Annotated in this window: 18 protein-coding genes and 1 tRNA gene; 6 read left to right on the plus strand and 13 right to left on the minus strand. The window is 71.6% G+C overall.

Annotated elements, in window-relative coordinates:
* Positions 1-3 precede the first annotated feature (3 nt).
* Genes CG719_RS25935 through CG719_RS25945 form a run of 3 tightly spaced genes read right to left on the minus strand, consistent with a single transcriptional unit; the run spans position 4 to position 3,511 of the window.
* On the minus strand, positions 4-897 hold the full coding sequence (locus tag CG719_RS25935) for an SDR family oxidoreductase (RefSeq protein WP_100571092.1): 894 nt from the start codon (positions 895-897) through the stop codon (positions 4-6).
* Positions 894-1,949 (minus strand): alpha/beta fold hydrolase, encoded by a 1,056-nt coding sequence (locus CG719_RS25940; RefSeq protein ID WP_100571093.1) that lies wholly within the window; start codon positions 1,947-1,949, stop codon positions 894-896. Before CG719_RS25940 ends, CG719_RS25935 begins: the two co-directional genes overlap by 4 nt.
* A complete protein-coding gene (locus CG719_RS25945; RefSeq protein ID WP_100571094.1) occupies positions 1,946-3,511 on the minus strand; it encodes a flavin-containing monooxygenase in 1,566 nt (521 codons plus the stop codon). Before CG719_RS25945 ends, CG719_RS25940 begins: the two co-directional genes overlap by 4 nt.
* Before the next feature lie 206 nt (positions 3,512-3,717).
* On the opposite strand from CG719_RS25945, the gene CG719_RS25950 reads away from it, so the two are divergent.
* On the plus strand, positions 3,718-4,338 hold the full coding sequence (locus CG719_RS25950; protein ID WP_100571095.1) for a MerR family transcriptional regulator: 621 nt from the start codon (positions 3,718-3,720) through the stop codon (positions 4,336-4,338).
* A 168-nt stretch (positions 4,339-4,506) separates the two neighbouring features.
* Here CG719_RS25950 and CG719_RS25960 read toward each other — a convergent pair whose 3' ends face one another.
* Positions 4,507-5,310 carry an exodeoxyribonuclease III gene (locus tag CG719_RS25960; protein ID WP_100571096.1) on the minus strand — a complete coding sequence of 268 codons (804 nt, stop codon included), beginning with the start codon at positions 5,308-5,310 and terminating at the stop codon, positions 4,507-4,509.
* A gap of 82 nt (positions 5,311-5,392) precedes the next feature.
* On the opposite strand from CG719_RS25960, the gene CG719_RS25965 reads away from it, so the two are divergent.
* Positions 5,393-5,875, plus strand: coding sequence for a GNAT family N-acetyltransferase (locus tag CG719_RS25965; protein ID WP_100571097.1), 483 nt, complete (start codon positions 5,393-5,395; stop codon positions 5,873-5,875).
* Between the two features lie 253 nt (positions 5,876-6,128).
* On the opposite strand, the gene CG719_RS35510 is transcribed toward CG719_RS25965, so the two are convergent.
* The 8 genes from CG719_RS35510 to galU form a co-directional block, all read right to left on the minus strand.
* Entirely contained in the window at positions 6,129-6,449 is a 321-nt protein-coding gene (locus tag CG719_RS35510) for a hypothetical protein (RefSeq protein WP_159024953.1), read from the minus strand.
* Between the two features lie 697 nt (positions 6,450-7,146).
* Positions 7,147-7,220, minus strand: a tRNA-Ala gene (locus CG719_RS25975).
* Between the two features lie 73 nt (positions 7,221-7,293).
* Positions 7,294-8,532, minus strand: coding sequence for a divisome protein SepX/GlpR (sepX, locus tag CG719_RS25980; protein WP_100571098.1), 1,239 nt, complete (start codon positions 8,530-8,532; stop codon positions 7,294-7,296).
* Between the two features lie 195 nt (positions 8,533-8,727).
* Positions 8,728-9,354, minus strand: a complete 627-nt coding sequence (locus tag CG719_RS25985; protein ID WP_199836780.1) for a GNAT family N-acetyltransferase — start codon at positions 9,352-9,354, stop codon at positions 8,728-8,730.
* Between the two features lie 20 nt (positions 9,355-9,374).
* Entirely contained in the window at positions 9,375-9,917 is a 543-nt protein-coding gene (locus CG719_RS25990) for a MogA/MoaB family molybdenum cofactor biosynthesis protein (RefSeq protein WP_100571100.1), read from the minus strand.
* Positions 9,914-10,426, minus strand: coding sequence for a cyclic pyranopterin monophosphate synthase MoaC (moaC, locus tag CG719_RS25995; RefSeq protein ID WP_100571145.1), 513 nt, complete (start codon positions 10,424-10,426; stop codon positions 9,914-9,916). The genes CG719_RS25990 and moaC overlap by 4 nt, the downstream gene beginning before the upstream one ends.
* Positions 10,427-10,512: 86 nt before the next feature.
* Entirely contained in the window at positions 10,513-11,835 is a 1,323-nt protein-coding gene (glp, locus tag CG719_RS26000; RefSeq protein WP_100571101.1) for a molybdotransferase-like divisome protein Glp, read from the minus strand.
* Between the two features lie 5 nt (positions 11,836-11,840).
* Entirely contained in the window at positions 11,841-12,767 is a 927-nt protein-coding gene (gene galU, locus CG719_RS26005) for a UTP--glucose-1-phosphate uridylyltransferase GalU (RefSeq protein ID WP_100571102.1), read from the minus strand.
* A gap of 103 nt (positions 12,768-12,870) precedes the next feature.
* On the opposite strand from galU, the gene CG719_RS26010 reads away from it, so the two are divergent.
* Complete coding sequence (locus CG719_RS26010) at positions 12,871-13,485, plus strand: 5-formyltetrahydrofolate cyclo-ligase (RefSeq protein WP_234375761.1); 615 nt, start codon at positions 12,871-12,873, stop codon at positions 13,483-13,485.
* A 121-nt stretch (positions 13,486-13,606) separates the two neighbouring features.
* Here the strand turns inward: CG719_RS26010 and CG719_RS26015 are convergent, their stop codons facing one another.
* Positions 13,607-16,465, minus strand: coding sequence for a penicillin acylase family protein (locus tag CG719_RS26015; RefSeq protein WP_100571104.1), 2,859 nt, complete (start codon positions 16,463-16,465; stop codon positions 13,607-13,609).
* Between the two features lie 214 nt (positions 16,466-16,679).
* Here CG719_RS26015 and CG719_RS26020 point away from each other — a divergent pair, with 214 nt between their 5' ends.
* From CG719_RS26020 to CG719_RS26030, 3 genes are all read left to right on the plus strand, one after another.
* The gene (locus CG719_RS26020; protein WP_100571105.1) at positions 16,680-18,191 is read left to right on the plus strand and encodes a potassium/proton antiporter; all 1,512 of its coding nucleotides are present in this window, start codon (positions 16,680-16,682) and stop codon (positions 18,189-18,191) included.
* A 206-nt stretch (positions 18,192-18,397) separates the two neighbouring features.
* Positions 18,398-19,660, plus strand: a complete 1,263-nt coding sequence (locus CG719_RS26025; RefSeq protein WP_100571106.1) for an MFS transporter — start codon at positions 18,398-18,400, stop codon at positions 19,658-19,660.
* Positions 19,661-19,727: 67 nt separating this feature from the next.
* On the plus strand, positions 19,728-20,063 hold the full coding sequence (locus CG719_RS26030) for an FmdB family zinc ribbon protein (RefSeq protein WP_100571107.1): 336 nt from the start codon (positions 19,728-19,730) through the stop codon (positions 20,061-20,063).
* Positions 20,064-20,133: the final 70 nt, after the last annotated feature.

A 20,133-nucleotide genomic window follows, 5' to 3' on the forward strand; every position in this document is an offset into this window, starting at 1 on the left:
CGATCAGTGACGTTGCGTAGCCGGTGCGGACCGGTGCCGTTCGTCGGCCGCCCCACCCGCCCCGACCAGCCCGGTCCGCACCCCCGACAGCCGGTCGGCGAAGCGCCGTACCTCCCGCTGCCCCACGGTGCCCACCACACCCGGCAGCCACCCGCGCACGCCCTGCGTCCCGCGCAGCCACCACTGCCCGTACACATGGGCGGCACGCCGTTCGATCCCGGCCACGACCCGGTCCACCGCGGGACCCAGCGGATAGGTCCGGCCGGCCGGCCACGGCAGACGCTGCCTCAACTCCCGCATGACGTCGTCCTGATCGGCCCCGCGCACCATGTCGGTGTCGGTCCACGACAGGTAGGCGACGCCCACCCGCACGCCCCGGTGGGCGACTTCGGCGCGCAGGCTGTGCGCGTACGCCTCCACGCCGGACTTGGAGGCGCAGTACGCCGTCATCATCGGCGCCGGGGTGATGGCGGCGAGCGAGGCGATCTGGAGCAGATAGCCGCGGCTCGAGGTGAGCGCCGGCAGGAACGCCCGCCCGGTGACGGCCGATCCGATGAGGTTGACCTCGATCACCCGCCGCCAGGACTCGGGATCGGAGTCGGCGAACGGACCGCCGCTCGCCACACCCGCGTTGGCGACCACGATGTCGACCCTGCCGAACCGCTCCTCGACCTCCGCCGCGACCCGGGCCATCGCCTCGTGGTCGGTGACGTCGGCATGCCAGTGGGCGCTCTCACCGTGCAGCCGCTTGCCGACCTGTTCGAGCAGGTCCGGTTCCAGGCCGACCAGCGCGATCTTCGCGCCCCGCGCGGACAGTTTGCGGGCAAGCAGCTCACCGACGCCCCGCGCGGCCCCCGTGACGACCGCGACCTGCCCCTCCAGGCTCACCCTGCTCATGCACCCTCCCTGATCCGTGCGACGCCGTGCTGCTCGTGTGCGCTTCCGTGCGCGGTGGCTCGACCGGGCTCCTGACCCGTGACCTGCCCGGTTACGAACCCGGCGACAAGTTCCCGGATCTTCCCGGTGACCGTCCCCGGGTCCTCCACCGGCGTCATGTGGCCGAGCTCCGGAAGCTCGGTCAGGCCCACGCAGTTGGGCAGCGCGGCGGCCAGCGACCGCGCGTGCTCCGGCGGTGTCAGCCGGTCGGCCGTGCCCGTGAGGACCGCCACCGGCACCCTCAACCGCCTTACGTGACCTTCGAGATCGAGCCCGTCCAGCACCTGCGACCAGGCGTGGCGCACCCGGCGCGGGCAGGCGTGCACGATCCGCGCGCACACCTCGACCATGCGCGGCGCCGAACCGGGGCCCATCGTGGCGTACTTGAGGATCCGCCGGGCGAGCGGAGTGACCGGTCCGAGCGGCGCCCGGGAGCCGAGGACGCGCCGGGTGAGCCAGGTGCGCGGCCGGCCGGCCGGGATCGGTACGACGGTCGACCGGGCCACCAGCCGCGAACTTCCCGTGCTGCACAGCAGAACGGCCGCCGCGTGTTCCTCGAAGCCGGGCCGGCCGGCCGCGGCCATCACCGTCATCCCGCCCATCGAGTGGCCCGCGACCACCGCCTTCTCGCCGGGCGCGAGCGTCGCCGCGAGCACGGCTTCCAGGTCGTCGGCGAGCGCGTCGGTGCCGTATCCCCGGCTCTCCGGGCTGCGTCCGTGCCCGCGCTGGTCGTAGGCGATGACGCGGTGGTCGGCGGCGAGGTCCCGGATCTGCGCGGCCCAGAAAGCGGTCGAGCAGGTCCAGCCGTGGGCGAGGACGACGGCCGGGGCGGCGGGATCGTCCGCCGGCCCGTGCACCTCGACATGCAGCCGGGTGCCGTCGGCGGAGACGGCGGTGAGTTCGCGGGCGGGGACGGGAGGGTCGTACGGATCCGGGACGGGCTCGGAGGCAGGCTCCTGGGCAGCGTGGTCCTCCGGGCGGCCTTCGGCCGTCCGGCGGGCGGGACGGCTCACGCGTCCACCTCCACGGGCCGCAGCGCCGGGGCCCGCCCTGCCGTGCCCCGGGACCCGGGCGGCCGGAGGATCCGGTACTCCGCGAGGTCCACCCGCCGTGTGGCCTGCCGGAACTCGGTGGTCGTACCGGGCCAGACGGTGGTGTTGCGGCCGCCCGCGTCGAGGTACCAGCTGGTGCAGCCGCCGGTGTTCCACACCGTGCGCTTCATACGCGCCTGCACCTTGCGGTTCCAGGCGTTCACGGCGCTGGGCCGGGCGTCGAGGGCGGCCCGGCCGCCGAGGACGCGCAGTTGACGCAGGTAGTCGGCCAGGTAGTTCAGCTGGGACTCGATCATCAGGATCATCGAGGAGTTCCCGAGGCCGGTGTTGGGGCCGATGATCGTCACCCAGTTCGGGAATCCGGCCGCGGACGCCCCGCGCAGCGCCGCCATGCCGTCCTTCCAGCTCTCCGCGAGCGTCCGGCCGTCCACGCCGACGACCTGCTCGGCGATCGGCATGTCGGTGACGTGGAAGCCGGTGCCGAAGACGATCGTGTCCACCTCGGCCTCGGTGCCGTCGGCGGCGACGACGGTCGACCCGCGGACCTCGCTCAGCCCACTGGCGACGACGTCCACGTTGTCCTGCGCGAGGGCCGGATAGTACGTGCTGGACAGCAGTATCCGCTTGCAGCCGATGCGGTAGTCGGGGGTGAGCCTGGCCCGCAGGTCCGGGTTCTTGACGGCACGGGCCATGTTGGCCTTGGCCAGCCGCTCCACGAAACCGAGCTGCCCCGGGTGCCTGGTGAACGCCTGGACCTGCAACTCCCGTATGCCCCACAGCAGTCCGCGGCGCAGTTGCGCGGTCAGCGGCAGCGCCCGGTGCATCCGGCGCTCGGCGCCGCTGATCTCGCGGTCGACGCGGGGCATCACCCATGGCGGGGTGCGCTGGAAGAGGGTGAGCCGGGCGGCCCCGGGCTGGATGGACGGCACGATCTGGATCGCGGAGGCTCCGGTGCCGACCACGGCGACCCGCTTGCCCGCGAGGTCGTGACCGTGGTCCCAGCGGGCGGAGTGGAAGACCTTGCCGGGGAAGGAGTCGAGCCCGGGTATGTCCGGGATCCTCGGTTCGGACAGCGGCCCGGTCGCGCTGACCACGACATCGGCCGACAGGTTCCCTCCGGTGGTCTCGATGTCCCAGCGCAGCCTCTCGCCGTCCCAGGTCATCCTCGTGACCTCGGAGTTGAGCCGCAGGTGCGGGCGGAGGCCGAAGACGTCCGTGACGTGCTCCAGATAGGCGCGGATGTGCTCCTGCCCGGAAAAGGTGCGCGGCCAGTCGGGGTTGGGCGCGAACGAGAACGAGTACAGGTGCGAGGGCACGTCGCAGGCGCACCCCGGATAGCTGTTGTCGCGCCAGGTACCGCCGACGCTGCCGGCCCGCTCCAGCACGACGAAGTCGGTGATCCCCTCCCGGCGCAGCCGCACCGCGGCGCCCAGTCCGCCGAAGCCGGACCCGATCACCGCGACCCGCACATGCCGGTCCGTCCGCCCGTGCCGGTGCTCGTGCTCGTCCTCGTGCTCGGCCATTGAGCGCCCCTCCCATGACTCGCGTAACAGCGGCCCGCGTGCGGCCTTCAGCGACTCTGCCAGTGAACACTGGCGCAATGGGGAGCGTAGAGGAGGTCCGTACCGACCGGTAGGGGTGCGACCGAGGAAAAGTTACCGCCGGTACAACATAGGCTGCTGCCGTGGCAGGAGACGGTGGAGCAGGCGGCGGCCGACGCGAGTACCGCATGGAGGAGCTGGCCCGGCTGGCCGGCGTCACCGTGCGCACCCTGCGCTTCTACCGCGAGCGCAAACTGATCCCGCCACCGCGCCGCGAGGGCCGCATCGCCTGGTACGACGACCACCACCTGGCCCGGCTGCGCACGATCTCGGCCCTGCTGGAACGCGGCCACACGCTGAACGGCATCGCCGAACTGGCCGAGGCCTTCGACCACGGCCGCGACGTCGGCGACCTGCTGGGCCTCGGCGCCCCCACCGAGGAGACCCCGGTCCGCCTGACCCCCGAGGAACTCGCCGACCACTTCGCGGGCGAGGTCACCGCCGAGAACCTGGCCGCCGCCATGGAACTCGGCTACCTGGGCACCGACGGCGACGAACTCGTCCACATCAGCCGCCGCCTGCTGGACGTCTCCGCCGCCCTGGTCCGCGAGGGCATCCCCCTCGCCGAGGTCCTCGAAACAGGCCGCCGCGTCCGCGAACACGCCGACGCCCTCGCCGACCTCTTCACCGCGCTGATCCTGCGTCACGGCCCCGAGGACGACCTGGGCCGACTGCGCCCGCTGGCCAAGAGCGTGGTGGAGGCGGAAGTATCCATGGCCCTGGACCGACGGCTGCGCAAGCAGGCGTAGCGGAAACCAGGGTCTTTCGTTTGGATCAGGCCGGATCAGGGAGCGGGGTCTGGTGCCGTGCCTCGCGGCGTTGTCGTCGGTTGGCAGGGCTCCGCCCTGCCGCCCTCCTCCGCCTTGCGATGCACGGTGCCAGGGCCCGCGAGCCCGGCATGATCCAAACGAAAGACCCTAGAGGTCGTACACCACCGTCACCGGAGCGTGGTCCGACCAGCGCTCGGCGTGGGTGGCCGCCCGCTCGACGTACCCCTTGACGGCCTTGGCGGCAAGACCGGGCGTGGCCACGTGGAGGTCAATGCGCCATCCAGTGTCGTTGTCGAATGCCCGCCCCCGGTAGGACCACCAGGTGTACGGCCCCTCGCCGTCCGGGTGCAGTGCGCGCACGACGTCGACGTACCCGCCGACCCCGGGCGCGAAGACCGTGCTCAGCCACTCCCGCTCCTCGGGCAGGAAGCCCGAGTTCTTGGTGTTGCCGCGCCAGTTCTTGAGGTCGGCCTGCTGGTGGGCGATGTTCCAGTCGCCGCAGACGAGGACCTCGCGGCCATCGGCGGCGGCCCGTTCGCGCAACTCCTTGAGATGGGCGAGGAACTCGTCCATGAAGCGGACCTTCTCGTCCTGCCGCTCGGTGCCGACGTCGCCGGACGGCAGATACAGGCTGACGACCGTGACACCGGGCAGGTCGGCCTCGACGTAGCGTCCGCTGCCGTCGAACTCGGCCGATCCGAACCCGACCCGTACCCGGTCGGGTTCGCGGCGGGTGTAGAGGGAGACACCGGCCCGTCCCTTGGCCGCGGCCGGCGCGTGCACGACGTACCAGCCGTCCGGCGTACGGACCGGCTCCGGCAACTGGTGCGGCTCGGCCCGCACCTCCTGGAGGCACAGCACGTCGGCCCCGGTCCCCGCGAGCCACTCCACGAAGCCCTTCTTGGCGGCGGCGCGCAGGCCATTCACATTGACGGAGGTCACAGTCAGCACCCGGGCACCTTACCGGCACACTGGACGAGGTCTTCCCGGAGACCTCCGCCTCCCTCCTCCGCCTGGACATACGGTTTCCCACATGAACATCCGCCCCGTTCCCTTCGACCACCCCGACGCCGCCAAGCTGAACGACGAGGTACAGGCCGAGTACCACGTCCGCTACGGCGACGGCGGCGACGCCACCCCCCTCGACGCGGCCGACTTCCGGCCGCCGAACGGCGTGTACCTGATCGCCTACGACGAGGACGGCACCCCCGTCGCCACGGGCGGCTGGCGCAGCCAGGACAAGAACGCCGAGGGCAACGAGGACGGCGACGCCGAACTCAAGCGGATGTACGTGACCGAGCCGATGCGCGGCCGCGGCCTGGCCCGCCGCCTCCTCGCCGCCCTGGAGGCCGACGCCCGCGACGCCGGCCGCCTCCGCATGGTCCTGGAAACCGGCGACCGGCAGCCGGAGGCCGTCGCCCTGTACAGCTCCAGCGGCTACGAACCGTGCACGAAGTTCGGCTACTACCGTGAGTACGAATCAAGCATCTGCCTGGCAAAGCCGCTCCGGCCCTGACCCGGGCCCGGAGGGGATTCGCGAAACAGCTCAAAGCCCCGGTCGGTTTCCCGACCGGGGCTTTGAGCTGTGTGGACCTGATGAATTCGAACCCTTGGCCCACAGTGCATCGCGGTTTCCCGCAGCGTGACTCCCGACCGTGCTCGTCGCCCATCTCGGCACAGGTGCCGGCGGAGGCGCGGTGTGCGCGTGTGCTCCGGCTGAAGAGCCGTACAGCGGTCACACACCGCGCTCCGTAGGCGTTGAGCGCTGACTACCTGTAGCCGCCGTGGCCGCCGTGACCGTAGCCGCCGTAGCCGCCGTAGCCGTGACCGCCATAACCGCCGTAGCCGCCATAACCGCCGTAGCCGCCGTAGCCGCCGTAGCCGCCGTAGCCGCCATAACCACCGTGGCCGCCGCGTCCGCCGTGGCCGCCGTAGCCACCACCGCCATGGCCGCCGTAGCCACCACCGCCGCGGCCGCCGTAGCCACCGCCGTGGCCGCCACCGCCGCCGCCGTGGCCGCCGCCGCCACCGCCGCCGTGGCCGCCGCCACCGCCGCCGCCACCGCCGCCGTGGTCACCGTAGGAGCTCACGGCGGTCTGCGGGGCGTGAGCCGGAGCAGCAGCTGCGGTCCCCGCCGCACCGATCGCGGCACCACCGGCCACGAGAACGCCGGCTGCGGTAACCGCAAAGAGGTGCTTCAGACGCTGTGCCTGCATGATCTGTGCCTTCCACTTGATCGACTTGCGCGCTGTCGGACGCGCGATTGTCGGCCGCGGCCATAGGAAGATGCGCAACGTGATCTTGAATTCCCCCACACGTCATGGCGGGAAGAGCTTCCCTGCCCGGCTCCGTGGTCCCCCAGTGCGGGGGGTTTCACGAATGCGCCGAGGCCTCGGTCTTCAAGGATCCGCCGGAAGGGGCGTACTGCCGGGTTCCGGCTCCCTCTCACCTACGCTAGTCGCCCTTTGAGCGATCGCATCTTGAGCGGGCTGTCGACCATGACCACCACCCCGGCGAGGATCGACGCCTGATCACAAGCGCATGCCGCTCAGCTCTGCCCGGTAGGTCAATTCTCCGCCAGGGAACCGGAGTTGGATCACACCCAGGCCCACAGGCGTCTGTTGGGGCACAGCTCGTCGTCGAGTTCGGAAGGTTCGCCGACGCGCCGGGCGCTGAGGAAGTCCGGCGGGCACCTCGGGCAGCAAGATCCGGAGCAGTTGCCGTACTTCGCCGCCGCACGACACGTCAAAGCCCCGGTCGGTTTCCCGACCGGGGCTTTGAGCTGCGTGGACCTGAGGGGATTTGAACCCCTGGCCCCCTCGATGCGAACGAGGTGCGCTACCGGACTGCGCCACAGGCCCTTGCAACGAGTGAAACTCTAGCATCCTCGCCCGGGTGGTTGGTAATCCGTTGCCGGGCTGGTCAGGGGCGGAGTCACTCATTGGCCGCGCGGGGGCGGTCGCCCTCCTCGTACTGGTCGAAGAGCGGGGTGCGGCCACGCTCGCGGGAGCGGCGGGCCGAGGCTGCGCGGCGGGCGTCGGTGCGGCCGTCGGCGGCGGGCCTGTCCTCGGGGTGCGGCTCTGGTTCGGGCGCGGCCGGGGCCGCCGCCTCCTGCTCGGGCACGGCGGCGGAGGACCGCGCAGAGCTCCAGGCGTCCGGCGCGCCGAGGTCCACGTCGGAGGTGGCGCGCGGGGCGACGGGGGCGGTGACGTAGGTGGGCAGCGGCACCGGCACCGGGTCCCAGCTGTCACCCTGGCCGGGGCGGTGCTGGCGCTCGCGCTGCTGGTCGAGCCACTCGGCGTGGTCGGTCTGCTCGACCAGGGCCCGCCGGTCGGCGGCGAGGGCGGAGAGGTCCGGGTCCGTCTCCGGCTCGGGCCCCGCGTCGGGCTCGTCCGCGGCGGGGTCCAGGGGTGTGCGCCGACGCGGCTGACGGCGGCTCTCGCGCAGCCGCTGCGCGGCGACCTCGGCGCGGCGGCGGTCCATCTGGTAGGCGAAGCGGTGCCGTTCCTGGGAGCGCAGGTACACGATGTACGCGCTGAGCAGCACGGCGGGCGCTCCGGGTGCCCACAGGAAGGTGAGCCCGCCGACCGCGGCGACGATCGCGCCGAGGGTGAAGGCGAGGAAGAGGATGACGGTGGTGCGTCTGCGGCGCGCGAGGACCTTCGAGCGCCGGGCACGCGCCGCGGACACCTCCGCGCGCGGCGGGCGCCGGGTCGCGGGTACCCGCGGGTGCGCGGACGCCTCGGCGGGCGGACGCGCGGACACGTCGGCGGGCGGAGCGGCCGCCGGTGACGCGGCCCGGGCGGCCGGCTTGGCGGTCCGCTCGCGCTCGTCGTGGCCGCGGGCCGGTTCCCGTTCGTCCCGCGCCGGCGGCTGCCGGCGCTCCGGCGAAGAACGGTCCGGGGGCATGGCGAAGGACCGGACGTCCACCGAGTCGGTGGCGGCGTCCGGCTCCCCGTCGGCGGGCTCCCCCTCCTCGGCGGAGCGCGCCCTGAGGTCCTTGGCGTACCGGCGCTCCATCCCCGCCCGTCCGGACAGGAACCGGATGGCAGTGCTGAAGCGTTCCGTCGGACGGGCCTCGTTCAGCTCGTCCTGCCTACGGAGCCACATCGGCACCAAGTAGGCGGCCCAGGCCCCGACGATGACTGCGTAGATGAGGCCGCTGCTGCTCACGCCTCACACGGTAGAGGGGTTTGCGTGAGGCCATCTGCCAATTGCGCCGGTGTGTCGCACGATCTGGCTGATATTTCGAACTTTTTTTGCGATCGATGTGATCAACAGGACGTCAAGGAGGCGAATTCATTGCCACCCGGACGATCGGGAGCGGGTCCGGTTCAGATCGCCGGCCGATCAATTTCGAACATTCATTCAATTTCCGGGTGAGGTGGGATTCCCCTTCGGCGTCCGCAGGGCACGGGTACGGCGCCAGCGGTTCAGCAGCCCGTCGGGCACCTCCTCCGCGGTGAGCGCGAACACCATGTGATCGCGCCAGGCGCCGTCGATGTGGAGATAACGGGGCCGCAGGCCCTCCTCGCGGAATCCGAGTTTCTCCACCACGCGCCGGCTCGGCCCGTTCTCGGGGCGAATGCAGACCTCGATGCGGTGCAGCCCCACGGTGCGGAAACAGTGGTCCACGACCATCGCCACGGCCGTCGGCATCACCCCGTGGCCGGCCACCGACTCGTCGACCCAGTAGCCGACGTGGCCCGAGCACATCGAGCCCCAGGTGATCCCCGCGACCGTCAACTGCCCCACCAGGCGCCCCTGGTACTCGATGACGAACGGCAGCATCCGGCCCGCGTGCGCCTCCGACCTGAGGTGGCGCACCATCTGCCGGTAGGTCGGCCGGTGCGTGATGGGCCCGCTGGGCGTGGGCGGCGGAATCGTCGCCTCCCAGGGCCTGAGCCAGTCCCGGTTGCGCCGGTTCACCTCGCGCCAGGCCCGCTGGTCGCGCAGCTTTATCGGCCGGAGGACGACATCGCCCTCCGCGAGCACGACGGGCCAGGATGGGCTGTTCAGCTCGCACCCCCACTGCCGGCACCGGGTCTGGCGTGGTCGCCGCCGCGCACCTGGTCGACGGCGTGCCTCAACAGCGGTTCCAGGACGGCCAGTCCGTCCTTCACCCCGCCCGTCGAGCCCGGCAGGTTGACGATCAGCGTCCCTCCGGCCACTCCGGCCAGCCCCCGGGACAGCGCCGCGGTCGGCACCTTCCGCATGCCGAACGCCCGGATGGCCTCCGCGATGCCCGGCACCTCGGTCTCGATCACCCGGCGGGTGGCCTCGGGGGTGCGGTCGGTGGGCGAGACGCCGGTGCCTCCGGTGGTGACGACGGTGTCGTAACCGGCCTCGACAGCGGCGCGCAGCGCGGCCTCCACCGGGTCTCCGTCCGGTACGACCCGCGGCCCGTCGACGGCGAAGCCGGCGCGCCGGAGGCCCTCGGCGACCAGCGGACCGCCCGTGTCCTCGTAGACCCCGGCGGCGGCCCGGTTGGAGGCGGTGACCACCAGGGCGCTGTACGGCGCGAGCAGCGCTCCTGAGGCCGATGTGTCCAGGGTCATGACCGGCTCCAGTCGCCCGACTTGCCGCCCGTCTTCTCCTCCACCCGTACGTCCGTGATGACCGCTCCCTTGTCGACCGCCTTGACCATGTCGATCACGGTGAGCGCGGCGACGGACACCGCGGTGAGCGCCTCCATCTCGACGCCCGTGCGGTCCGTGGTCCTCACCGTGGCCTCGATCTCCACGGCGTCGTCCGCGACCGACAGCTCCAGTCTCACACCCGACACCGACAGCGGGTGGCACAGCGGGATGAGGTCCGGGGTGCGCTTGGCGCCCATGATCCCGGCGATCCGCGCGGTGGCGAGGGCGTCGCCCTTGGGCACCCCCTCGCCGCGCAGCAGCTCGACCACGCGGGGCGAGACGAGGACGCGGCCGCTGGCGCGGGCGGTGCGCGCGGTCACGTCCTTGCCGGAGACGTCGACCATGCGGGCCGCGCCCGCGTCGTCGATGTGCGTCAGCCGGTCCGGCGCTGGGGGTCCGGGGGTCTCCCCCCGGGAAGGCACAGTCATGATCGTGTGGGGCTCCAGGTCCGGGCCCGCCGCCGTGCGGCGCACGGGCCTGTTGTGCGCGACACGGTACCGCCACCCCGCACGGCTCAGCCGAGCAGGACCACCTCGACCTCGGCGCCTGGCTCGACGGACTCGGTGTCCTCGGGCACGACGATGAGCGCGTCGGCCAGCGCGAGGGCGGCGACCAGATGGGATCCGGCGCCTCCCACGGGCCTGACCTCGCCGTCCGCGTGCACCCCGCGCAGGAACTGCCTGCGTCCCTTCGGCGAGGTCAGCGCCCGGTCCGCGGCCAGCGTCGCGCGCACGGTCGGCCGGTGGACGTCCCGAAGGCCCATCAGGGTGCGGATGACGGGGCGGACGAACAGCTCGAAGGAGACGTACGACGACACCGGGTTGCCCGGCAGGGCCAGCAGCGGGACGTGGTCGGCGCCGACGGTCCCGAAGCCCTGCGGCTTGCCGGGCTGCATGGCGAGCTTGCGGAACTCCACCCCGCCGCCCGGCTCATCCTCGTCCCCCACATGGGACAGCGCCTCCTTGACCACGTCGTACGCCCCCACGCTCACCCCGCCGGTGGTGACCAGCAGGTCGGCGCGGACGAGCTGGTCCTCGATGGCGGAGCGCAGGGTGTCGGCGTCGTCGGGGACGGCGCCCACCCGGTAGGCGATGGCGCCCGCGTCCCGGGCGGCCGCGGTCAGGGCGAAGCTGTTGGAGTCGTAGATCTGGCCGTCGCCGAGCTGCTCGTCGGGCTGGACGAGTTCGCTGCCGGTGGACATCACCACCACGCGCGGGCGCGGACGCACCGGGACCGTGCCGAGGCCGATCGCGGCGAGCAGCGCGATCTGCGGCGGCCCGAGGACCGTTCCGGCCCGCAGGGCGGGCTCCCCCGCCTCCACGTCGCTGCCCTTCGCGCGCACGTGCGCGCGTGCCTCGGCGGGCCGGTACACGCGTACGTGCCCGCCGACGCCGTCGGGGGCGAGGCTGCGGGCGCGCATCGTGCTCACCGGGCCCTCGCCGAGCCCTCCGTCGGTCCACTCCACGGGGACGACCGCCTCGGCCCCGGGCGGCAGCGGGGCCCCGGTCATGATCCGCGCCGCCTGTCCCGGTCCCACCCGGAGCAGGCCGGCCGCGCCCGCCGCGACGTCCCCGACGACCTCCAGGGCGGCCGGGAACTCCTCGCTCGCGCCCGAGACGTCCGCGACCCGCACCGCGTAGCCGTCCATGGAGCTGTTGTCGAACGGCGGCAGGGAGAGCGGCACCGTCACGTCGTCGACCAGGACGCAGCCCTGGGCGTCGAGCAACTGCAGCTCGATGGGTTCCAGGGGGCGGACGGTGGTGAGGATGTCCTCCAGGTGCTCGTCCACCGACCACAGGTGGTCCGGGTCGGCGGTGCGGGGCTCGGCGCTGCTCAACGTCGTTACATCTCCTCGGCTACGTACCGCTGAAGCCAGGCCCTGAAGTCCGGGCCCAGGTCTTCACGTTCGCACGCGAGTCTGACAATGGCACGCAGATAGTCGCCGCGGTCACCGGTGTCGTAGCGGCGGCCCTTGAAGACGACGCCGTGCACCGGGCCGCCGGCCCGCTGCTCGTCGGTGGCCGCCGACGCGTGCGCCTCGGTCAGGTGCTGGAGAGCGTCAGTGAGCTGGATCTCGCCGCCGCGACCGGGCTCGGTCTTGCGGAGTACGTCGAAGATGTGCGGGTCGAGGACGTAACGGCCGATGATCGCGTAGTTGGAGGGGGCCTGCGCCGCGTCCGGCTTCTCGACCAGACCGGTCACCTGGACGACGTCGCCGTCCTCGGTGGCCTCCACGGCAGCGCAGCCGTAGAGGTGTATCTGCTCGGGCGCGACCTCCATGAGCGCGACCACGCTGCCGCCGTAGGTCTCCTGGACCTCGATCATCCGCTGGAGCAGCGGGTCGCGGGGATCGATCAGGTCGTCGCCGAGCAGGACGGCGAAGGGCTCGCTGCCCACGTGCGGGGCGGCGCAGAGCACGGCGTGACCCAGGCCCTTGGGGTCGCCCTGGCGGACGTAGTGCATCGTCGCGAGGTCGCTGGACTCCTGCACCTTGGCGAGCCGCTCGCCGTCGCCCTTCTTCTCCAGGGCCGACTCCAGCTCATAGTTGCGGTCGAAGTGGTCCTCCAGGGGCCGCTTGTTGCGCCCGGTCACCATGAGGACGTCGTCGAGGCCCGCGGAGACGGCTTCCTCGACCACGTACTGGATCGCCGGCTTGTCGACGACCGGCAGCATCTCCTTGGGAGTGGCCTTGGTGGCCGGCAGGAACCGGGTGCCAAGACCTGCCGCGGGAATGACAGCCTTGCTGATCCTGGGGTGCGCCTGTGTCATGGCCGCAACCCTATCCGCTGCCTTTGCGGGGAATCTGCCTCTCCGGTTAATTGACTCTCATATGAAAAGAAATGCCGGATTAAGGAAGGGTACGGAAGGACAAGTGAGCCACATCGGACGCAGTGCGGAGCCTGCCAAGCGGACCTTGCGACGAGAAATCCTCACAGTGAGGAAGACATTGACCGTGGATGAAGTGCGGGAGGCGGCGCACGCGCTGGCGGAGCGTGCCCTGGAGCTGCCCGAGCTGACTCAGGCGCGCACGATCGCCGCGTACGTCTCCGTGGGCACCGAACCGGGAACCCCCGCGCTGCTCGACGCGCTGCGCACGCGGGGCGCGCGCGTGCTGCTGCCCGCCCTGCTGCCCGACAACGACCTGGACTGGGGCGCGTACACCGGGGAGGGCTCCCTCGCGCGCGTGCAGCACGGCGGGCGGATGGCGCTGTTCGAGCCGACCGGTGAACGTCTCGGCCCGGACGCCGTGACGACCGCCGACGTGGTCCTGCTGCCCGGCCTCGCCGTCGACGCGCGCGGGATGCGCCTGGGGCGCGGCGGCGGATCCTACGACCGCGTCCTGGCCCGCCTGGAGGCGGCGCGGGCGCATCCCGCCCTCGTGGTCCTGCTGTACGACACGGAGGTCGTGGAGCACATCCCCGAGGAGTCCCACGACCGTCCGGTGCAGGCCGTGGTGACACCGTCGGGCGTACGCCGCTTCACCTGAGGCGCACGGCGTCGGAAACGGCCGGCACGGCTCCGGCACGGCTCCGGCACGGCTCCGGCACGGCGAAGGCCCTCCACGCGTGCGCGTGGAGGGCCTTCGCCGCCGTGATGGCCTCAGCGGGTCACGGCTTGAGCACCAGCGTGTCCTTCGTGCTCTTGCCGACCGCGTCCGGCGAGAAGGACCACGAGAGCAGCTCGCCCTTGGCCCACTTGCCCGTCTGGTCGGTGTAGTGGGCGCTGAAGGCGTGCCCGGAGGCCCCGGTGAGGTTGATCCACTTGGACTTGTCGAGGTCGCCGAGGTTGACCACCATCCGCATCGACGGCACCCACACCACGCCGTAGCCGCCGGCGGCGTTCCAGCCGGAGGCGTTGACCGCGGCCTCGCCGCCGCTCAGCTTCCAGGGTCCGCGGTTGAGGACGTACTGCAGGACGCCCGGTCCCTCGGTGCCCAGGGTCTGGTTCTTCAGGAACAGGCGGTGCAGCCGGCCCCAGCTCCAGGTGTCGATGTCCTTGCCGAGCTTGGCGGTCAGCTCCCAGCGGGCGTCGATCATCGCGCGCTTGAACAGCTCGTCGCGGTTGTCCGCCTTGGGACGGGTGCCGGACGCCGGGGTCTTCCACCAGTCGCTGTCCGGCTTGTCGACGAGCGCCCGGACCACCTCGAACCAGCGGTCGCCGCCGTCGGGCTGCGCCTGGTCGGCGTCGCGCTGACCGCACTCGCGGACCTTCTGGTTCTCGTCGGCGGGGCCCGTGTTGCCGGCCGGCTCCACCCACAGGCACTGGCCCTTGACCCGCAGTTCCTTGGGCAGCTTGTTGCCGAAGGCCAGCTTGAGGACGTTGCGCCAGACGGCGTTGAAGTACGCGGCGGCGGCCGAGTCGGCGTCCTGCGTGCGGTCCCAGCCCTCCAGCAGCTTCTGCGCCTGGCGGACGTCCTTGTCACCGATGTCGATGTTCAGCAGCTTGGGCACCAGCAGGTTGGCGATCGCGCTGCTGTTGTCCATCTGCATCTGGCGCATGTCGTCGGTGGAGATCTTGCCGCCGCCGTCGATCTTCTTCTGGATCAGGTCGGTGATCCGCCGGCTGCGGGTGCCGTAGCCCCAGTCCGTGGTGAGCGTGTACGGGTAGCTGGCCGGATCGACGACGGCCTGGTTGGCGGTGACGATGTAGCCGCGCTTGGGGTTGTACTCGTAGGGCAGTTCCTGCGGCTTGATGTAGCCGGTCCAGTCGTAGCCGGAGTCCCAGCCCGGCGCCGGGACGGAGCCGTTGTCGTTCTTCGCGCGCGTGGGGATGCGGCCGGGCAGCGTGTAGCCGATGTTGCCCTTGGTGTCGGCGTAGACCAGGTTCTGCGAGGGCACGTCGAACAGTTCCGCGGCCGACCGGAAGGAGCTCCAGTCCTTCGCGCTGTTCATGGCGAAGACGGCGTCCATGGAGGTGCCCGGCTCCAGCGCGGTCCACTTCAGGGCGATCGCGTAGCCGTCGCCGCGGTCGGGCGCCGCGGTGGTGACCGTGGCCTTCTTGCCGACCGTCATCAGTTCGCTGGACCGGTCGGACAGCAGGGGCATCCCGTCGTCGGTCTCGCGCACGACGATCGTCTTGGACGCGCCGCCGGCGACCTTGATGGTCTCCTGGCGGGTCTTGAACGGCACCGTCTTGCTGTCGCGCAGGTAGCCGTTGCCGCTGAGCTTCTCCAGGTACAGGTCCGTGACGTCGACACCGGAGTTGGTCATGCCCCAGGCGATGTCCTGGTTGTGGCCGATGATCACACCGGGCATGCCCGCGAAGGTGTAGCCGGTGACGTCGTACGGGCACGCCTTGGAGAGTTCGCGGCAGTGCAGGCCCATCTGGTACCAGACCGAGGGCAGCGACGCGGACAGGTGCGGGTCGTTGGCGAGCAGCGGCTTGCCGGTGATCGTGTACCGGCCGGCGACGACCCAGGAGTTGGAGCCGATGCCGTTGCCGTTGACGCCGACGGCCGTCGGGAGGCCGTCCAGGACGTCGTGCAGGCCCATCAGCTGGCTCTGCACGCCGGAGGAGCCGTTCGCGTCCGTCGCGGTGCCGGTGCCGCCCGTGCCCGTCGAATCCGTACCGGTCGTGGTGCCGGTGCCCAGGCCGGTCGAGGCGTCGGTGCCGGTGCCGGTACCGATGCCCGTGCCGGTGCCGGTCGGGGTTCCGGCGCCCGTGCCCGTCGTGTCGCCGCCCGCTTCGAACGCCTGAGTGAGCTCGTTGTACTGGCCCTCGCCGACGATCGGCTTGTTCCTGCTGTACGGGTAGTCCGGGTACAGGTCCTTGATCTGCTTGGGGCCGAGGCGGCTGGTCATCAGGGCCCGGTCGATCTCGTCCTGCATGTTGCCGCGCAGGTCCCAGGCCATCGCCTTCAGCCAGGCGAGCGAGTCGACGGGGGTCCACTGCCCGGGCTTGTAGTCGTTGGCGAAGCCCAGGGCCGCGTACTCCAGGGAGATGTCCTTGGCCGCCCGCCCCTTGAGGTAGGCGTTGACGCCCTCGGTGTACGCCTGGAGGTACTTCTTCGTGGAGGCCGACAGCGTCTTGTCGTACTCCTGCCGGGCGACCCGGTCCCAGCCCAGCGTGCGCAGGAACTCGTCGTTCTTGAGCTGGCCCTTGCCGAACATCTCCGACAGGCGCCCGGACGTCATGTGCCGGCGCACGTCCATCTCGTAGAACCGGTCCTGCGCCTGGACGAAGCCCTGCGCCATGAACAGGTCCTCCGCGCCGGAGGCGTAGACCTGCGGGATGCCGTAGCCGTCCCGTCTGACGTCCACGGGGCCCGACAGGCCCTGCAGCGTGATGGTGCCCTTGGTCTGCGGGAAGGAGGCGCGCACGGTACTGACGGACCAGTAGGCGCCGTAGGCGGTGCCGCCGATGAGAGCCATCACCAGGACAAGCACGACCAAGCGGGCTTTTCGCCCCTTCTTCCTGCCGGACTTGCCGGCCTTGTCACCCGTTGAGGCGGTGGTGTTCGGGGGCATCGCTGTCCTTGCTGTCCTAACGCGAGCGGCAGGTCGGGCTGTGACTTCGAATGAACGCTGGAGCAACCATAGGCGCAGGGCCCGGTAGCACTTGACGCGGAGTCGGGCCCAGCGGTGGCGGGGCATCCCCATTTCGTCACGGACCGCGTCAAGAAAGCGTCAAGAGTTAGGTAAGGTAACGAAGTAAACCGGGAACTCGCGGAAGGAACCGCTGCTGACTGTTCACCACCTCAACCAGCTCCTGCTCGCCAGCTCGGTCGTCCTGCTCGTCGCGGTCGCAGCGGTCCGGGTCTCCTCGCGCAGCGGGCTCCCCAGCCTGCTCGTCTACCTGGGGATCGGCGTCGTCATGGGCTCGGACGGGCTCGGCGGCGTCCACTTCACCAACGCCGAACTGACCCAGGTCATCGGCTACGCGGCCCTCGTCGTGATCCTCGCCGAGGGCGGTCTCGGTACGAAGTGGAAGGAGATCAAGCCGGTCCTTCCGGCCGCCACGGCCCTCGCGGTGGTCGGTGTCGCCGTGAGCGTCGGCGTCACCGCGGCCGCCGCCCACTACCTCAGCGGTCTGGGATGGCGCCAGTCGCTCATCATCGGCGCCGTGGTGTCCTCCACGGACGCGGCGGCCGTCTTCTCCGTGCTGCGCAAGATCCCCCTCCCCGCGCGCGTGACGGGCACGCTGGAGGCCGAGTCGGGCTTCAACGACGCCCCGGTGGTCATCCTGGTCGTCGCCTTCTCCACCGCGGGACCGATCGAGCACTGGTACGTCCTGGTGGGCGAGATAGCCCTGGAGCTGGCGATCGGCGCGGCCGTCGGCCTGGCGGTGGGCTGGCTCGGCTCCTGGGGCCTGCGGCACGTGGCACTGCCCGCCTCCGGCCTCTATCCGATCGCCGTCATGGCCATCGCGGTCACGGCGTACGCCGCCGGCGCGCTGGCCCACGGCAGCGGCTTCCTCGCCGTCTACCTCGCGTCGATGCTGCTCGGCAACGCCAAGCTGCCGCACTGGCCCGCCACCCGCGGCTTCGCCGAGGGACTCGGCTGGATCGCCCAGATCGGCATGTTCGTCATGCTCGGTCTGCTGGTCACCCCGCACGAACTGCTCGACGACGTCCTGCCCGCCCTCGTCATCGGTCTGGTGCTGACCATGGTCGCCCGCCCGCTGGGCGTGGTGGCGAGCCTGCTGCCGTTCCGGGTGCCGTGGCAGGAGCAGACCCTGATGTCCTGGGCCGGACTGCGCGGCGCCGTGCCCGTCATCCTGGCGACGATCCCCATGGTGAACGGGGTCGACGCCACCCACCGCATCTTCAACATCGTCTTCGTCCTGGTCGTCGTCTACACCCTCGTGCAGGGGCCGACCCTGCCCTGGCTCGCCCGCAAGCTGCGGCTGGGCTCCGGCGACGAGGCCGCCGACCTCGGCATCGAGTCGGCGCCCCTGGAGCGGCTGCGCGGCCATCTGCTGTCCGTCGCCATCCCCCACGGATCGCGGATGCACGGCGTCGAGATCAACGAGCTGCGGCTGCCGTCCGGGTCCGCGGTCACCCTGGTCGTCCGCGAGGGCAGGTCCTTCGTACCGCTGCCGACCACCACCCTGCGGCGCGGCGACGAACTCCTCGTGGTCGCCACCGACCCCGTCCGGGAGGCGGCCGAACAGCGGCTGCGCGCTGTCGGCCGGGGCGGCAAGCTGGCCGGATGGCTCGGCGCGGGGGGCGCGGAGGCGGGCAACCGAGGATGAGGGGGCGTTCCCCGCGCCCCTGTACGATGACGGGGCACCCTGATCGAACCAACTCTGCCTGACGCAGAGCTGGCGCGACCGTATGGCGGCCGGGCATCCCCCCTCTCAGCGGATGCCGGCATCTACCGCAGTCCGCGCAAGAGGACAGCTCTCGGCCGCGCCCGCACGCCCGGGCCCGCGCTACCAGGCGGCAGAAAGGCACGGCCGTGGGATCCACGGTCAAATCCTCCCGCCCGGGATACGGGCAGCTGCTGCGCACCCGCGGCGCCTGGACGTTCCTGCTCCCCGGCTTCGCCGCGCGCCAGCCGTTCGGGATGCTCACCATCTCCATCGTGCTGCTGGTGCAGCACACCACCGGCTCCTATGGCTCGGCCGGCGCCGCCGCTGCCGTCACCGGCGTCTCCATGGCGCTGTTCGCGCCCTACAGCGGACGCCTCGCCGACCGTTACGGGCAGCGCGCGGTACTGGTCCCCGGTGTTCTCGTGCACACCGTCGCGGGGCTGACGCTGACCGCGCTCGCTCTGGCGCACGCCCCCCTGTGGGCGCTGTTCGCGGCGGCCGTGCCGACCGGCGCCTCGATGCCGCAGGCCGGCCCGATGGTGCGGGCCCGCTGGGGCGTGACGCTCAAGGACTCGCCGCTGATGACCACCGCGGCCGCCTTCGAGTCCGTCACCGACGAGCTGACGTTCGTCGTCGGCCCCCTCCTGGCGACCGCCCTGTGCACGACCGTCACCCCGGCCGCCGGACTGGTCACCGAGTCCGCGCTCACCCTCGTCGGCGGTCTGCTGTTCGCCGCCCAGAAGCGCACCCAGCCGCCCGTCACCGGCGGGCACGCGCGCGTGGAGCACGCCTCCGCCCTGCGCGTCCCCGGGGTGCGGGTGCTGATCGCGACCTTCCTCGGCATCGGCTCGGTCTTCGGCGGCATGCAGGTCTCGCTGGCCGCGTTCACCGAGTCGATCGGCGAGCCCGGCCTCAACGGCGTGCTCTACGGAACCTTCGCCGCGGGCAACATGCTCTCCGGCGTCGTGTGCGGCGCCATCGCCTGGAAGAACGCCCCGCAGCACCGTCTCCTCGTCGGCTACATCGCCCTGGCGCTGGCCGCGTCCGCCCTGTGGACCGCGCACTCGGTGCTGCTCCTGGCGGCGCTCGGCCTCCTGGTCGGCATGTGCATCGCGCCCGCCCTGATCACCGGCTACACCCTGGTGGAGGGCCTGGTCCCGGCCGGCGCCCGCACCGAGGCGTTCACCTGGCTCACGGGCGCGGTCGCGCTCGGCCAGGCGGCGGCGGTCACGGTCGCCGGACAGCTGGAGGACCGTCTGTGGGGCGGCGCCGGCTTCCTGGTGCCGATGGTCGGCACGGTGCTGGCCCTGCTGACCCTGGTGGCCCTCAGGTCACGGCTCGCGTCCCCGGCGCAGGGCCGCACGGTCGCACGTGGCGTCGGTCACCGAGCCCACGTCACAGTGGACTGATCCTCGGGAATACGTCACTATGGACCGTCGTTAGCACTCATCGAGTGAGAGTGCCAGGAGGAAGACAGTGCCCACCTATCAGTACCAGTGCACCGAGTGCGGCGACGGCCTCGAGGCGGTGCAGAAGTTCACCGACGACGCACTCACCGAGTGCCCCGGTTGCGGTGGCCGCCTGAAGAAGGTGTTCTCCGCGGTCGGCATTGTCTTCAAGGGATCCGGCTTCTACCGCAACGACAGCCGCGGCTCCTCGTCGAGCAGCAGCCCGGCGTCGTCGTCGAAGTCGTCGAGCTCCTCCTCGTCGGGGTCCTCCTCGTCGGGGTCGACCTCCGGCTCGTCCTCCTCGTCGGGGTCGTCGGGTTCGTCCTCGACGTCCGCGAGCTCGGCCGGCAGCTCCGCCGCCTGACGTCTTTCTTCCGGGACCCCGCCGTCGTGGGACGGTGGGGTCCTCGGCGTGCGCGCGTGGCGCTAGTGTG

The sequence above is a fragment of the Streptomyces sp. CB01373 genome (assembly GCF_002803075.1).
Classification (GTDB): domain Bacteria; phylum Actinomycetota; class Actinomycetes; order Streptomycetales; family Streptomycetaceae; genus Streptomyces.

Bases quoted from the DNA above. Each gene is read 5' to 3' on its own strand.
- CG719_RS25935 (WP_100571092.1), bottom strand. From the start codon at position 897: ATGAGCAGGGTGAGCCTGGAGGGGCAGGTCGCGGTCGTCACGGGGGCC.
- CG719_RS25945 (WP_100571094.1), bottom strand. From the start codon at position 3,511: ATGGCCGAGCACGAGGACGAGCACGAGCACCGGCACGGGCGGACGGAC.
- CG719_RS25950 (WP_100571095.1), top strand. From the start codon at position 3,718: ATGGAGGAGCTGGCCCGGCTGGCCGGCGTCACCGTGCGCACCCTGCGC.
- CG719_RS25965 (WP_100571097.1), top strand. From the start codon at position 5,393: ATGAACATCCGCCCCGTTCCCTTCGACCACCCCGACGCCGCCAAGCTG.
- CG719_RS25990 (WP_100571100.1), bottom strand. From the start codon at position 9,917: ATGACCCTGGACACATCGGCCTCAGGAGCGCTGCTCGCGCCGTACAGC.
- moaC (WP_100571145.1), bottom strand. From the start codon at position 10,426: ATGACTGTGCCTTCCCGGGGGGAGACCCCCGGACCCCCAGCGCCGGAC.
- galU (WP_100571102.1), bottom strand. From the start codon at position 12,767: ATGACACAGGCGCACCCCAGGATCAGCAAGGCTGTCATTCCCGCGGCA.
- CG719_RS26015 (WP_100571104.1), bottom strand. From the start codon at position 16,465: ATGCCCCCGAACACCACCGCCTCAACGGGTGACAAGGCCGGCAAGTCC.